The organism is Mesorhizobium sp. Primo-A (assembly GCF_003997175.1).
Taxonomy (GTDB): Bacteria; Pseudomonadota; Alphaproteobacteria; order Rhizobiales; family Rhizobiaceae; genus Mesorhizobium; species Mesorhizobium ciceri.
In genome coordinates, this window is sequence record NZ_RZTG01000006.1 from 58,078 (window position 1) to 71,721 (window position 13,644).

At 62.6% G+C, this 13,644-nt stretch carries 13 protein-coding genes; 3 read left to right on the forward strand and 10 right to left on the reverse strand.

The annotated features are described in order from the left end of the window. The first annotated feature begins 8 nt into the window (after positions 1–8). Both EOC83_RS12665 and EOC83_RS12670 read left to right on the forward strand, forming a co-directional pair. Positions 9–845: a hypothetical protein gene (locus EOC83_RS12665; RefSeq protein WP_063169197.1), complete on the forward strand. Its 837-nt coding sequence runs from the start codon at positions 9–11 to the stop codon at positions 843–845. Between the two features lie 242 nt (positions 846–1,087). After that, positions 1,088–1,540: a hypothetical protein gene (locus tag EOC83_RS12670; protein ID WP_013529153.1), complete on the forward strand. Its 453-nt coding sequence runs from the start codon at positions 1,088–1,090 to the stop codon at positions 1,538–1,540. A gap of 246 nt (positions 1,541–1,786) precedes the next feature. Here the strand turns inward: EOC83_RS12670 and ftsH are convergent, their stop codons facing one another. The 10 genes from ftsH to ybgC all read right to left on the reverse strand — a co-directional run bounded on the left by ftsH (position 1,787) and on the right by ybgC (position 12,328). After that, positions 1,787–3,715: an ATP-dependent zinc metalloprotease FtsH gene (gene ftsH / locus EOC83_RS12675; RefSeq protein WP_013529152.1), complete on the reverse strand. Its 1,929-nt coding sequence runs from the start codon at positions 3,713–3,715 to the stop codon at positions 1,787–1,789. Between the two features lie 125 nt (positions 3,716–3,840). Next, a complete protein-coding gene (gene tilS, locus EOC83_RS12680; RefSeq protein WP_063169198.1) occupies positions 3,841–5,214 on the reverse strand; it encodes a tRNA lysidine(34) synthetase TilS in 1,374 nt (457 codons plus the stop codon). A gap of 57 nt (positions 5,215–5,271) precedes the next feature. Beyond that, positions 5,272–6,381, reverse strand: coding sequence for a tol-pal system protein YbgF (gene ybgF / locus EOC83_RS12685; RefSeq protein ID WP_027162518.1), 1,110 nt, complete (start codon positions 6,379–6,381; stop codon positions 5,272–5,274). A gap of 220 nt (positions 6,382–6,601) precedes the next feature. After that, complete coding sequence (gene pal, locus EOC83_RS12690) at positions 6,602–7,108, reverse strand: peptidoglycan-associated lipoprotein Pal (protein ID WP_013529149.1); 507 nt, start codon at positions 7,106–7,108, stop codon at positions 6,602–6,604. Between the two features lie 270 nt (positions 7,109–7,378). After that, positions 7,379–7,729 carry a four helix bundle protein gene (locus tag EOC83_RS12695; RefSeq protein ID WP_224618753.1) on the reverse strand — a complete coding sequence of 117 codons (351 nt, stop codon included), beginning with the start codon at positions 7,727–7,729 and terminating at the stop codon, positions 7,379–7,381. A gap of 39 nt (positions 7,730–7,768) precedes the next feature. Then, complete coding sequence (tolB, locus tag EOC83_RS12700) at positions 7,769–9,079, reverse strand: Tol-Pal system beta propeller repeat protein TolB (RefSeq protein WP_013529148.1); 1,311 nt, start codon at positions 9,077–9,079, stop codon at positions 7,769–7,771. A gap of 40 nt (positions 9,080–9,119) precedes the next feature. Then, positions 9,120–10,277, reverse strand: coding sequence for a TonB family protein (locus EOC83_RS12705; RefSeq protein ID WP_013529147.1), 1,158 nt, complete (start codon positions 10,275–10,277; stop codon positions 9,120–9,122). A 7-nt stretch (positions 10,278–10,284) separates the two neighbouring features. Continuing rightward, the gene (gene tolR, locus EOC83_RS12710) at positions 10,285–10,737 is read right to left on the reverse strand and encodes a protein TolR (protein ID WP_013529146.1); all 453 of its coding nucleotides are present in this window, start codon (positions 10,735–10,737) and stop codon (positions 10,285–10,287) included. A gap of 10 nt (positions 10,738–10,747) precedes the next feature. Beyond that, positions 10,748–11,458 carry a protein TolQ gene (gene tolQ, locus EOC83_RS12715; RefSeq protein ID WP_013529145.1) on the reverse strand — a complete coding sequence of 237 codons (711 nt, stop codon included), beginning with the start codon at positions 11,456–11,458 and terminating at the stop codon, positions 10,748–10,750. A 399-nt stretch (positions 11,459–11,857) separates the two neighbouring features. Next, positions 11,858–12,328 carry a tol-pal system-associated acyl-CoA thioesterase gene (gene ybgC, locus EOC83_RS12720; protein ID WP_013529144.1) on the reverse strand — a complete coding sequence of 157 codons (471 nt, stop codon included), beginning with the start codon at positions 12,326–12,328 and terminating at the stop codon, positions 11,858–11,860. Between the two features lie 57 nt (positions 12,329–12,385). Here ybgC and EOC83_RS12725 point away from each other — a divergent pair, with 57 nt between their 5' ends. Then, positions 12,386–13,636 (forward strand): cellulase family glycosylhydrolase, encoded by a 1,251-nt coding sequence (locus EOC83_RS12725; protein WP_063170356.1) that lies wholly within the window; start codon positions 12,386–12,388, stop codon positions 13,634–13,636. The last annotated feature ends 8 nt before the right edge of the window (positions 13,637–13,644 follow it).

A 13,644-nucleotide genomic window follows, 5' to 3' on the forward strand; every position in this document is an offset into this window, starting at 1 on the left:
GAAACGCTATGCTCATCCACCGACTTGCCACTTTGACCGGCCTCGCCGTCGCGACCTTGTTCCTGGCCGCGCCAGCCAACGCACTGACGATGGCCGAGTGCAGCACGAAGTATAACGCCGCCAAGGATGCGGGGACACTGGCCGGAGCGACCTGGAACCAGTTCCGCAAGGCTCAGTGCGGTACCGACGCCGCAGCGACGACCGACGCCAAGCCGGCCGATGCCAAGAAAGCGACCGACACCACGAAGGCTGCCGCCGCGGCGGACGACAGCACGGCCAAGGGCCTGACGGCGAAGGAATGCAGCACCAAGTATCAGGCGGCGAAGGCTGCCGGCACGCTGAACGGCATGAAGTGGAACGACTTCCGCAAATCCGAATGCGCCGCCGGTGCATCCGCCGCTGCCGCCGCCAAGCCGGCGACCACCAAGGCCGCCGCGGCTCCCGCCGCTCCCGCAGACAATGGCGGCAAGGGCCTGAGCATGGCCGAATGCAGCACCAAGTATCAGGCCGCCAAGACGGCCAACACGCTGAACGGCATGAAGTGGAACGACTTCCGCAAGACCGAGTGCGGCGCAGCCGCCTCGGATGACGACACCGTGCCGGCCGCCGACGAGGCGAGCTACACCAAGGAGCCGGCGAAGCCGACGACGGCTGCGCCCAAGGGCGTCACCTTCCCGTCCGCGATCTCGCCGAAATATACCAGCGAGACCCCCGGAAAGGGCCGTATGCACACCTGCCTCGACCAGTACTATGCCCTCAAGGACGCCAATTCGCTTGGCGGCCTGAAGTGGATCCAGAAGGGCGGCGGCTTCTACAGCCTGTGCAACGCCAAGCTGAAGAGCTGATCGCTTAGCCATAGTCTCCAAACAAAGGCCCGCGCATCGCAAGATGCGCGGGCCTTTTTTGTTGCGCGAAGACGCACACTGCCTTGCTCGCATCTGCATGTCGCCGGGCTGCCGGCATCATCAATTCGCCTACACTGCCCACCGCCAAGCTCATCGGTAGTCCGTAAAGATTCTGGTTGAACATATAGAGAACAAACCATATACAAAAAGACGTCAAACTTATTATCAACCAGGAGGGTCTTATGCACGGTTTGAAATTGGCGGTATTGGCTGCGACCGCATTTGTCGCTTGGAGCGTCGCCCCCGCAAGCGCACTGACGATGAAGGAATGCGGCGAGACCTATCGAACAGCCAAGGAAGGCGGCACTCTGAACGGCATGGACTGGACGGCTTTTCGCAAGGAGAAGTGCGCGACATCAGCAGCGGACAGTGTCAGCGAGGATACGGTCAAAACCGAGCCGCAGACGAAAAAAGAAACCAGCGCGGCGGTCGCCCCCACTGTAGCGCCCGCGGGCGTGACATTTCCGACCACGCTGGCCGCCGAGTTCAAGACCGAAAAGCCCGCGAAGGCGCGCATGAAGACCTGTCTCCAGGGCTACCATGGCAACAAGGACGCGGGCACGTTGAACGGCCTTCGCTGGATCCAGAAGGGCGGCGGTTATTACAGCCTGTGCAATGCCAAGCTGAAGAGCTGAGCGACAAGACATCTGAAGAAGAGAAGGCCTGCGAACCGCAGGGTTCGCGGGCCTTTTTGTTGCCTTCGAGGGCACGCCAGCGGCGACGTTGCCAATCTCCCCCTTGTGGGGGAGATTGGCTATCACCTAGACTTTCGCCAATCGTCACCGTCGCAGATGCGAGGTCGCGGACAACTCCTCCCCAACGCCAAAAACAAAAAACGCCGCGGAGCAAGCCGCGGCGTTCGATGAAATCGGTGGCCGAACTCAGCTCGACGGCTGTGGTTCCATACCGCCTTCGGGCTCAGGACCCTTCTTGCGGCGGCCGCCGGACTTCGGCACGGCCGAGCCACGACTTGGCGGCGTATCGTCGCCGAGGTCGCGTGCGGGCTTGTGGCCGGCGATCAACTGCTTGATCTCCTCGCCGGACAGCGTCTCGTATTCCAGCAGGCCCTGAGCCAGCGCGATCCATTCCTTCTTCTTCTTGGTCAGGATGGACTTCGCCGACGAATAGGCCTCATCGATCAGGCGGCGCACTTCGGCGTCGATGATCTGCGCCGTTTCTTCCGAGACGTTCTGCGTGCGTGCCACCGAATGGCCAAGGAACACTTCTTCCTGGTTGTCGCCATAGGCGACATGGCCGAGCTTGTCGGAAAAGCCCCAGCGCGTGACCATGGCACGCGCCAGCTTGGTCGCCTGCTCGATATCCGAAGAAGCTCCGGAGGTGATGTTCTCCTTGCCGAACTTGAACTCCTCGGCGACACGGCCGCCCATCATGATGGCGAGCCGCGAGATCATGTATTTGTAGCTCATCGAATAGCGGTCGCCTTCGGGCAACTGCATGACCATGCCGAGTGCACGGCCGCGCGGGATGATGGTGGCCTTGTGCAGCGGATCGGCCGACGGCACGTTGAGCGCGAGGATGGCGTGGCCGGCCTCATGGTAGGCGGTCAGTTCCTTCTCGGCCTGCGTCATGGCCGACGAGCGGCGCTCGGCGCCCATCATGATCTTGTCCTTAGCGTCCTCGAATTCAGCCATGGTGACGAGGCGCTTGTTGCGTCGTGCCGCCATCAGCGCGGATTCGTTGACGAGGTTCATCAGGTCGGCGCCGGAGAAGCCAGGCGTGCCGCGCGCGATCACCTTGAGGTCGACGTTGGGCGCCAGCGGCACGTTGCGCACATGCACCTTGAGGATCTTCTCGCGGCCGACGATGTCAGGGTTCGGCACCACGACCTGGCGGTCGAAGCGGCCTGGCCTGAGCAGTGCCGGATCGAGCACGTCGGGCCGGTTGGTGGCAGCGATCAGGATGATGCTTTCGTTGGATTCGAAACCGTCCATCTCGACCAGCAGCTGGTTCAGCGTCTGCTCGCGTTCGTCATTGCCGCCGCCGAGGCCGGCGCCGCGATGACGGCCGACTGCGTCGATTTCGTCAATGAAGATGATGCAGGGCGCGTTCTTCTTGGCCTGGTCGAACATGTCGCGGACGCGGCTTGCACCGACGCCGACGAACATCTCGACGAAGTCAGAACCGGAAATGGTGAAGAACGGCACATTGGCTTCGCCGGCAACCGAGCGCGCGAGCAGCGTCTTGCCGGTTCCCGGAGGGCCGACGAGCAGCACGCCGCGCGGAATCTTGCCGCCGAGCCGCTGGAACTTCTGCGGATCGCGCAGGAACTCGACGATCTCTTCCAGATCTTCCTTGGCTTCGTCGACGCCGGCAACGTCCTGGAAAGTGACGCGGCCATGCGCTTCGGTGAGCAGCTTGGCCTTCGATTTGCCGAAGCCCATCGCGCGGCCGGAGCCGGACTGCATCTGGCGCATGAAGAATATCCAGACGCCGAGGATGAGGATCATCGGCAGCCAGGAGATCAAATAGCCGAACAGCGAATTGGAACCGTCCGTTTCAGGCCGTGCATTGATGGTGACGTTCTTGTCCTGCAGCCGCGAGACCAGCGAAGGATCGCCGGGCGAATAGGTCTGGAAACCGCTGGAATTGTCGGTGTAGGTGCCGCTGATACGAGCGCCAGCAATGGTCACCGTCTTGACCCGCCCCGCCGCGACATCCTGCAGGAACTGCGAATAAGGCACATCGCTGGAAGCCCCTCGCGTCTGCGGCGTCTGGAACAAATTGAACAGGGCTATGAGCAGGACCGCTATGATCGCCCAGAGCGCGAGGTTGCGATAGTTCGGATTCATCAATTGTCCCGTTGGCGTCCGCGAGGCGGACACGCGTCATGAGAGGAAACTTGCGCCTAACATAGGGAGAGCGTCCCCCCTTGCCAAGCAGAACAGCACGTCTGGGTTAAGCTTTCGCGCAACCCTCAGCCGGCACTGTGGCCGCTGAAAGGCAAGGGCGGGACCGGGGCCGCGCCAATCAGCCCGGCGACGGCCCGCGCCAGCGCTAGGTCGAAGGATGGCAGGAAGCGGCCGAAGGGGGCAACGACCGGCCGCACTTCCACCGTCGCGGACTTCAGTCCATATCCAGGCAAACCAAGGCATTCACCGGCCTGCCACACCGCCGGTTCGGCCGCGAGCGCGGCGCGCATCAGGCTCGACGGGGTTTTTCCTTCACCCGTCGCGAGCCGTTTCGCCGCTGCCGTGCCTAACGGGGCAATCAACAATGCGCTGCTGCTGTCGTTCAATGTGATGTGCCGGCGGCCGTCCCACAGGGTGCTGCCGGTGGCGGCAGCGGCGGCGGGCAGTCCGCGCGCCTCGCGGCGCAGGAATATGCCGGAGCGCCGGGAATCGACAACCGTCCGCGACAATGTGGCGCAAAGAAATCCAGCCCTCAGCCGACCGAACAGAGCCTCGCTGCGGGCCTGATCCGGCAGGAAGGCAATCCCGCCGGTCGTGGCCAGAAGGATGCGCAACGCATAGACGGCCGCCTGCTCGTCACCGGAGGAGAGCAGGCACGGGTCGAGGCGGATGAGGCCGATGGCTGGCTGGCTGGCGAAGCCATCGATCAAACCGGCTGCGCTGGCGCCAAGCTGCCTGCGCTCGAGGGCGGCCTGGCCCGCGAGCATCAACATGCCCTTCACATGCTCGACACTCTCGCCGGCAAGTGCGGCCCGCACACGCGGCCGCTCGAAAGCCGCGTCGTCATTGGTCGGATCGTCAGCCCAGCCGACATTTTGACGGCGCAGGACGTCGCGCAATGCCGCGCGCCGCACGCCGAGGAGCGGCCGCACGATCCAAATGCGCCAGTCATAGAGGGTGGCCGGCGCCATGCCGGCAAGTCCCCGGCCGGCCATGCCGGCATGGCCTTGGCCCTCGTCCCGCGCGTGCCGCATCAGCACCGTTTCCGCCTGGTCGTCGGCGGTATGGCCGGTGAGGATCATGCCGATGCCTTCCGCTTGTGCCGCCTCGGCTAGCAGCCGGTAGCGCGCCTCGCGAGCGGCGGCGGGCAGACCGGTCGATGGCTTTGGACCCGACCATGTCAGGATGCGGTGTGAAATTCCGAGCCTGGCGCACAGCTTCGCCACTGTTTGCGCTTCCGCAGCCGAACCGGACCGCAAACCGTGGTCGATCGTCACCGCCAGCAGCCTGGTTGCCGGCGCCCTACGTTCGAGATGGTGTTTGAGAAGAAGGAGCAGGGCGGTCGAGTCGCTGCCGCCGGACACGGCCGCAACAGCGCCGCTGGTAAAATCGATATGCGAAAAAGGGTTAGTCGAGAGGTCCGGCTCGGTGTCGAGCATGATGCATGTCGCCCAAAAGTGATCCCGGTTTCAGGACAACGACATGTATGACAAGGATCAGCAGGCAGCCAGAGCCTTCTCCTGCTTGACGCGTTCCTTGAGCGCGCTGGAAATATCGGGGTAGCGCTTGCCGACCTCGCTGAAAGTGGCGCAGGCAACGTCATGCTGCTTGAGGCCGACCAGCGACACGCCGAGCTTCAGCAACATATCGGGAGCTTTCTTGGCCTTGGGGTAGTCCTTGCTGGCGGCAAGGAACGTCTCGGCCGCATCGCGGTATTTCTGCTGGCCGAGCAATGACTCGCCCAGCCAGTAATGCGCGTCCGCGGCCTTCGCATCCTTGGGGAAGCGGGCGATGTGGTCGCGAAAACCCTGCTCGGCGGTGCCGTAGTCGCCCGAGAGGATGAACTGGTATGAGTTGCGGTAGAGCTCTTCCGGATTGTTGGTGGCGGGCAACGCCGCGACCACCGTATCGGATTTGCCGGCCTTGGGCGCCGCCCCGGCGACTGGCGCGGTATCCTGCGCCGGCGCGGTCGATTGTGTGTTGCCGCCGGCATCGATGACATTGCCGTTCTTGTCGACGGTGATGCTGCCGAAGGTCTTTTCCGGCGCTCCCGTACCGGGAATAACCTTGCCGGGGTCGCCATCCGGAGATTCGACGATGACGTCCTCGACCGTCTTGCCGACTGCCGATTGATCGTTGGCGGGCTCGGCGCCGGCATCGGCCGGCGCCCGTGTTGCCGGGGCCGCCGCCACGTTGTTGTCGGTGCCGGTGGTGGCGTCCGATTTCTTCTGCGCCGGCGGCTGTCCGCCTTGCGTGCCGCCACCTTCCAGCTGCTGGAAGCGGAATTCATTATCTTCCTGCTGCTTGCGGATCTGCTCCTGCATTTGCAGGACCTGGAAATTGAGTTCCTCGATCTTGCCGTTCATCTGCCGCAGCTGCTCTTCCAGGCTGGTGACAGCGGTAGGATCGGACTGCACCAGCTGAACCTGGTCCGGTTTCTTCTTTTGACCAAAAAAGCCGGGCAATTCGATACTGGGAAGATGGAAGGTAAAGCCGCTGTCGGTTGATTGCCCTGTGCCGCTCGCCCCGGTGCCGCTAGCCAGGGCGGTGACGCCTGATAGGAGCAGCAGCGCAAGCGTGCCGCTCAGAACCGATCTCAAATGCATGTGCCTCTCGCAGTGATTTCGTTAGCTTGTTCGCGCCTTCCAATCAGAATGGGACCAGCCAAGCGCCCTCGGCTCATAGCAGGAGCCGAGACTTCGGCCAAATTTTGTTTCGGGCATCCGGATATGAAAAAGGCGGCCCCAAGGCCGCCTTTCGCACAAGTATGTTGCATTTTTACCGCTAGACGGCCACGCGTCCTTTGACGCGCCGGTCCATGATGCCTCAGGAGCCAGCGCCGCTAAGCGTAGTGACCGCGCGGCGATTCTGCGACCAGCAAGAGATGTCGTCGCAAACCGCGACCGGACGTTCCTTGCCGTAGGAAATGGTCTTGAGACGGCTGGCCGAGACGCCCTTGGCGACAAGGAAGTCACGGGTAGCGGCTGCGCGGCGGGCGCCGAGCGCCAGATTGTATTCGCGCGTTCCGCGTTCGTCGGCATGGCCTTCGACGACGATGGCATACTGCTTGTACTGGTTCAGCCACTGTGCCTGGCGCGAGAGCGTCGTCTGCGCGTCGGCACGGATCGAGGTCGAGTCCGTATCGAAGAAGATGCGGTCGCCAATGTTGACGGTGAAGTCCTGCGCCGATCCGGGTGTTGCGGCGCCGGCGCCGTTAAGGCCAAGATCGGCCGCGTTGTTCGGCGTCTTTTTCGAGGCGCAACCGGCGATGGCGAGCATCGCCACCAGCGCGATCATGACCGGGTTTCTGGTAAGTGCTGCAATACGGCCCATGCCGCCTCTCCTTCGTAATTCGAGTGGTCTAATTTGAGTGATTTCGTTGATCACCCAGTAACCACGTTTGGGTTAACCGGCATTCAAGAAACACGGTTAAATTTTGGTTTAAGCTGCCCGTCCGCAGCCATTGGCCATGAGCCACAGTTGGCGCGGACCCTAGGCGGAAATACGGCCAAAACGCGACAAAGAGATGGAAAAGAGGAATTGAAGAGTTGGGGAATTGAGGAACTGAAGAGAGAATTCACTTCAGCTTTTCTCTCAGATTGATCAGCATGCCGTAGATATGGGCATAGGATCGCAGCCAATCGTCGTGTTGTGCCTGGCTGATGTATCCAAGGTCGAACGCTTAGGAAATCCACGTCTCCACTTCGCTGCATGACCCATTGCCATCGAAATGAACCGCGCGAATTCGGGTTTGGAGTGAGTCTGCTTGGCAAATCCCTCAGCCAAATTGGCGCAGATTCCCTTGCTGGAGCGACGCAACTGATCAGCCAGTGCGTATTGCTCCATTTTCGGGAAGGCGAGCGTAGCTTTATGCACGTCAAGAGAGACCACATAAGCGCGCTTATAAACCTCTAGATCCTTCGCACGCTTGATGTGGCCGCCCGCCTTCTCCATTCTTCAGTTCTTCAATTCCCCAGTTCCTCAGTTCGTCTCTTACTCCAGCAGCGGCGACCAGGCAGGGTCCGAAGCGAAGTTCGCCGTCGGGATCGATTGCTCGTTGCGTCCGGTCAGATCGACCGAAACCAGTTTGGGGCCACCGGCGGAATCGCGGAAGAACATCAGCACGCGGCCATTCGGCGCCCAGGTCGGTCCCTCCTGCTGGAAGCCGGAGGAGAGGATGCGCTCACCCGATCCATCGGTCTTCATGACCCCGATCTGGAATTCGCCGCCGGTCTGCTTGGTGAAGGCAATCAGGTCGCCGCGCGGCGACCATACCGGTGTCGAATAGACGCCGTCGCCGAAGGAGATACGGGTCTGGCCCGAACCGTCGGCGCCCATCACGTAGATCTGTGCGCGGCCGCCACGGTCGGAGGTGAACACCACCTTGCTGCCGTCGGGCGAATAGGACGGCGAGGTGTCGATGGCGGTCGAGTTGGTCAGCCGCGTCGTCGAGCGGCTGCGCAGGTCCATGGCGAAGATGTTGGAATTGCCGTCGTCGCGCAGCAGGCTCATGATCACCTTCTGGCCATCGGGCGAAAAGCGCGGCGCAAAGGTCATGCCTGGGAAATTGCCGACCAGTTCGCGTTGGCCGGTCTCGATCTGCAGCAGGTACACCCGCGGCTGACCGCTTTCATAGGACATGTAGGTGATTTCCTGCCGGTTCGGCGAGAAACGCGGCGTCAGCACGATCGACCTGCCGTCCGAAAGATAGCGGACGTTGGCGCCGTCCTGGTCCATGATCGCGAGGCGCTTCTTGCGCGCATTCTTGGCGCCGGATTCGTCGATGAAGACGACGCGGGTGTCGAAATAGCCTTTTTCGCCGGTCAGCCGCTCATAGATGGCGTCGGCGATGATATGGGCGACACGCCGCTGATTGGCATCGTTGGCGAAGAACTGCTCGCCAGCCATCTGCTGGCCGGCAAAGGTATCCCACAACCGGTACTGGGCGCGGATGCGGCCGTCGGCTTCCTTGCTGACGCTGCCCGTGACCAGCGCCTGAGCGTTGATCACCTTCCAGTCGTCGAAGCGCGGTGCTGCATCGGGGTTGGTGATTTTCTCGATAAAGGCGCTCTTGTCGATCGGAGCGAACAGACCCGAACGCTTCAAATCGGCGGTGACGATCTGCGAAATCTGCGCCCCAAGCGCGTCGCCGCCCTGGAAATCCGTGATGGCGATCGGCAGCGGCTCGACGTTGCCCTTGTTGACGTTGAGCTCGACGAGCGCCAGCGCCGGCAACGTGCCTGCCGCGGTCATGCCCATCGCCATTGCTGCGACCATCAGGAGCGGCTTGAGGATTGATTTCATGTCTTCTCGCTTCTCGTACTGATTTTCGGATGACAGGGCCTTAGAGGCCGAGCATCTCCCTTGGATCGAAGGTGACGCGGACGTCGGCCCAGATGTCCTGCTTGCCGGCGGGAACTTGCAGGCCGGTGACATCGCATTTTTGCACCGCACGAACGGCACTTTCGTCGAACTGGCGATTTCCGCTCGACTTTTCGACCGCCGGGCGCCCGTCCAGCTTACCGGATGCATCCAGGTTGAACCGCACCACGACGAGGAAGTTCTCGGAACCTTCAAGGCCGACAGGAAGGGTCCAGCAGCCGCCGAGCTGGCTTTCCAGGGCACCCATTTCGGACCTGGAGAGCTTCTGACCTTGGTCCTTGTCGCCGCCGAGCGACGCCTGCTGGGTCGAGCGCTTGGCGCCGCCGCCGGATGGTTTCTGCTTGTCGAGGAGCGCGGAGATCTCGTCGGCGTTGAATTGCTTGTCATCGGATTTCGGCTTCGACGACGCTTCCTTGACCGGCTTGTCGGCGTCCTTGCGCTCCGGCGCCTTGGCGCTTTCGGCCTGCGCCGGCTGCGGCTTCGGCCGCGCTTCCGGCGCGGGAGCGGAATCCGGCAGCTGCGTCGCCTCGGCGGGCGGCTCCTGCGCTATGGCTTCAGCGACGGCGTCGGGCTTGACCTCGGGCGTCGGATCGATGGCAGCGGTCTTGTCCTGCGGCGGCGGGGTCGGCGCCGGCTTGGCCGGTGTCGGCTTGGGATCGGCCTGCTTGACCGGCTCGGGCTTGACCTCTTCCTTGGGCGTCGGCGCCGGCGCCACTTCCGTTGCCGGGGTAGGCTTGGGCTTCTCCTGCGGCTTCGGCACGTCCTCAGGCTTCGGCTTTTCGATCGGGGTCGGTGCGGGCGGCGGAGCCGAGGTCATGTCGACGGGCTTGGGCTTGGCTTCCGGCGTTATCGGCTTGTCGGTATCGACACTGTTCTCACCGACCTTCTGCGCATCCGGCACAATGTCCGGGCGCTGCGTCGGCACAGGGGCCGGCTTTTCATGCATCACGGCCTTTTTGTCGCCCTGCAACGTCTGCGCAATGGCTTCCATCGGCACGATATCGACCGCGACCGACTCGACGTCGGACGACGGAAGTGCCGCCGGCGCCGTCAGCGTGAACAGGCCGAAGGTCAGCGCCGCCGTATGCAAGATCACCGATGTGGTGAGGCCGGTCTTCATCGCGCGTCTACTGGTCCTGTTCCTGCAGTGAAACCAGGCCGATGTTCTTGTAGCCGGCGGCCGAAATGCGGGCCATCACCTTCATCGCCGTACCATAGTCGGTGGACTTGTCGCCGCGGATGAAGATGCGCTCCTCATAGCCGGTCTTGGAAATTGCCTGCAGCTTGGCTACCAGTTCCTCGATCGGGATTTCGGTTTCCTGCAGGTAAATCTGGCCGGCGGCGTTGATCGAGACGGTGATCGGCTGCGTGTCGGCATTCATCGCCTTAGCCTGCGTATCCGGCAGGTCGATCGGCACGCCGACCGTCAGCATTGGCGCCGCGACCATGAAGATGATCAGCAGCACCAGCATCACGTCGACCATCGGCGTGACGTTGATCTCGGACATCAGTGCATGGTGACGGCCGCGCCGCCTGTGGCCGCGCCCGCCGCGTCCTGCCATGCCCATGGACATACCCATCTGCTACTCCTCAGGCCTTGGGGGCCACTTTTTCATCGATTTGGCGCGAGAGTATGGCGGAGAACTCGTCGGAGAACCCTTCCATGCGCACGGCTATCTTGCTCGCATCGGACGACAGCTTGTTGTAGGCGATGACGGCGGGAATGGCGGCGAGCAGGCCGATGGCCGTCGCCAGCAGCGCTTCGGCGATGCCCGGCGCAACCACGGCGAGACTGGTATTCTTGGAGCCGGCGATCGCCTGAAACGACGTCATGATGCCGATGACGGTGCCGAACAGGCCGATGAAGGGTGCCGCCGAGCCGGTGGTGGCAAGGAAGCCGAGGCGGCCTTCCAGCTTTTCCATCTCGCGGGTCAGCGCCAGGTCCATCGCCTTGTCGATGCGGGTTTGCAGGCCGAGCGGCGACTTGGCGCCCTTCTCGAAACTCTTCTTCCACTCGCGCATGGCCGCCACGAAAATGGCGCCCATGCCGGTGGTCTTGCGATCGGCGAGCGTGCGGTAAAGCTCCTCCAGCGACTGCCCCGACCAGAACACCTGCTCGAACCGGTTGAGCGCCAGCCGCATGCGGGCATAGGAAACCAGCTTGTCGACGATGATCGCCCAGGTCCAGACCGAGGCGCAGAGCAGGCCGATCATGACCAGCTTGACCACCCAGCTGGCCGAAACGAACAGCGACCAAACCGACAATTGCGCGCCCGGATCGGCGAGTGCGATATTTTCCATCGTTACGTCCTTAAGATTTTCCGGGCGAAGCTGGCGGCTGGCCCCTGGCATCCCTTGTGGTCGGTTCGCACGAAGCTACCGGAACAACCCCAAACTGTGCCGTTGTCGGCCTTTTCAGGGCAAATATTGGTGAAAGGAAGGCGTTCGATAACGCCAATCTTCACCAATCTCTTCATGAACCGTTATGGTTAAGGATGGGTTAGTATATAAGGCGCGGCGCATTGCCACGCCCGCACAGTTGTAACGCCATCATCCAAGCGCGAAGTCAGGATGGGTTGAGATTCAGGTCAGGCCGAGCCGAAAGCGGCGGTTTCCGAGAACCGGAGCGGAGGGTACTTGAAGCACCCGAGCACCGGAAGCGCAGGGAATCACCGTTTGCAGGCCGGCATCACCTGAATATCATCCCATCCGGGGCATGAATGCCGCCACCCATTCCTTGGGAAAGCGCCTTGGGCGGCCATTCTCGCCGATGATCGCCGCCTCGACCTTGGCCTCGACCAGCACCTCGTCGCCGCGCTTGAGCTGTTGCGCCATGAAGATGCGCGCGCCGGAAATCTCCTCGGTGCGGGTGTCGACGGTCAGGATGTCGTCGATGCGGGCCGGGCCGCGAAAGTCGATCTCCATGCGGCGCACCACCCAGACTATTCTTTCGCCATGCTTGCCGTCGGCAAGCTCTGTGTGGTGCACGCCGGTCAGCCTGAGATAGTCGGAGCGGCCGCGTTCGAAGAATTCGAGATAGCGAGCATGATAGACGACGCCGGAGAAATCGGTGTCGGCATAATAGACCCGCGCCATCAGCCGGTGGCCGAACGCCGTCAGCGCACCGGAAAGCCCGGCCAGCAGCGTCGCCGATTCACCATGATCGCCCATTGCGCTTCCTTTTTCAGCCCCGACGAGGCACCTGTTTCCCGCGTGACACAGCATCGGATGGCACTGTTGACGGCGATGATCAAGACTTTGATGGCGGCGCTGTTCGTGTTGGTGGCTTTGGCGCTGCCTGGCCAGACCGCGACATTCTCGATGAAGCGCGGCCTCAATCTCGACCAGTGGGTCACCTGGCCCGGCGAGGACCAGTGGGGCGACGCCAAGGCCATCCTGCCCTATCCGGAGTGGCGGAAATTCCTTGGGGAGGACGACCTCAAGGCGTTGAAGGATGCCGGCTTCGATTTCCTGCGCATGCCGGTCGATCCATCGCCCTTTCTGTCCGACCAGACCGTGGCCTTGCGTGACGATCTCTATGCCAGCGTGCTGGACTCGGTGCGCATAATCAACCGCGCCGGGCTCAAGGTGATCGTCGACATGCACCTGATCCCGGCCGGCGGCAGCCGCAAGATCGGAATGGCTGAAGTGATGGGCGACCCACGGACCTTCGACGCCTATGTCGAGATGGTCCGCAAGATGGCCCGCACGCTGGCCAGCGAAGATCCCGCCCAGGTCGCCTTCGAGCCCATGAACGAACCGATCGTGGACTGCGACAGCGACGGCACGAGCCTGTGGCCGGACCGCCAGCGCAAACTGTTCGCGGCGGCGCGATCCTCGGCTACGAAACTGACCCTGGTGCTGACCGGCGCCTGCTATTCCGCCGCGAGTTCGTTGGAAAAGATCGACCCGAAGACGATTCCGGACGACAACGTCATCTGGACCTTCCATTCCTACGATCCGTTTCTGCTCACCCATCAGGGCGCAACCTGGGCCGGAGACTTCATCCCCTATGTGACTGGCCTGCCCTATCCGCTGAGTGCGGTGCCCAAGGCACAGCTCGACGTGACGCTCGACACCATCCGCGCCAGGATCAAGGCCGAGGCGCCATGGACGCGGCAAAGCGGCCTGCTTGCCTATCTTGACGAACAGGTCGCCAGCATGGACACCCCCGACAGACTGCTCGGCTTGATGGATGCGCCGTTCGAAAAGGTCGAGGCGTGGGCGAGGGCCAACGGCGTCAAGCCTGGAAACATCACGCTGGGCGAGTTCGGCATGATCCGCCAGGAATACGGCAATTCCTATGTGATGCCCGCTGGGTATCGGGCCGCCTATGTCAGGGACATGATCGCGCGTGCCGAAGCACATGGCTTCTCATGGTCGGTGTGGAGCTATGGCGGCGCCTTCGGCATCGTCGATGCCTTCAACGGCGACAAGGCCGAGCCGGATGTGATGGACGCGATCAAATCGCTTCACTGAGGCGATTT

What these genes read in the sequence shown, in the direction of transcription:
- EOC83_RS12665 (WP_063169197.1), top strand. Translation starts at nt 9, where the DNA reads ATGCTCATCCACCGACTTGCCACTTTGACCGGCCTCGCCGTCGCGACC.
- EOC83_RS12670 (WP_013529153.1), top strand. Translation starts at nt 1,088, where the DNA reads ATGCACGGTTTGAAATTGGCGGTATTGGCTGCGACCGCATTTGTCGCT.
- ftsH (WP_013529152.1), bottom strand. Translation starts at nt 3,715, where the DNA reads ATGAATCCGAACTATCGCAACCTCGCGCTCTGGGCGATCATAGCGGTC.
- tilS (WP_063169198.1), bottom strand. Translation starts at nt 5,214, where the DNA reads ATGCTCGACACCGAGCCGGACCTCTCGACTAACCCTTTTTCGCATATC.
- ybgF (WP_027162518.1), bottom strand. Translation starts at nt 6,381, where the DNA reads ATGCATTTGAGATCGGTTCTGAGCGGCACGCTTGCGCTGCTGCTCCTA.
- pal (WP_013529149.1), bottom strand. Translation starts at nt 7,108, where the DNA reads ATGGGCCGTATTGCAGCACTTACCAGAAACCCGGTCATGATCGCGCTG.
- EOC83_RS12695 (WP_224618753.1), bottom strand. Translation starts at nt 7,729, where the DNA reads ATGGAGAAGGCGGGCGGCCACATCAAGCGTGCGAAGGATCTAGAGGTT.
- tolB (WP_013529148.1), bottom strand. Translation starts at nt 9,079, where the DNA reads ATGAAATCAATCCTCAAGCCGCTCCTGATGGTCGCAGCAATGGCGATG.
- EOC83_RS12705 (WP_013529147.1), bottom strand. Translation starts at nt 10,277, where the DNA reads ATGAAGACCGGCCTCACCACATCGGTGATCTTGCATACGGCGGCGCTG.
- tolR (WP_013529146.1), bottom strand. Translation starts at nt 10,737, where the DNA reads ATGGGTATGTCCATGGGCATGGCAGGACGCGGCGGGCGCGGCCACAGG.
- tolQ (WP_013529145.1), bottom strand. Translation starts at nt 11,458, where the DNA reads ATGGAAAATATCGCACTCGCCGATCCGGGCGCGCAATTGTCGGTTTGG.
- ybgC (WP_013529144.1), bottom strand. Translation starts at nt 12,328, where the DNA reads ATGGGCGATCATGGTGAATCGGCGACGCTGCTGGCCGGGCTTTCCGGT.
- EOC83_RS12725 (WP_063170356.1), top strand. Translation starts at nt 12,386, where the DNA reads ATGGCACTGTTGACGGCGATGATCAAGACTTTGATGGCGGCGCTGTTC.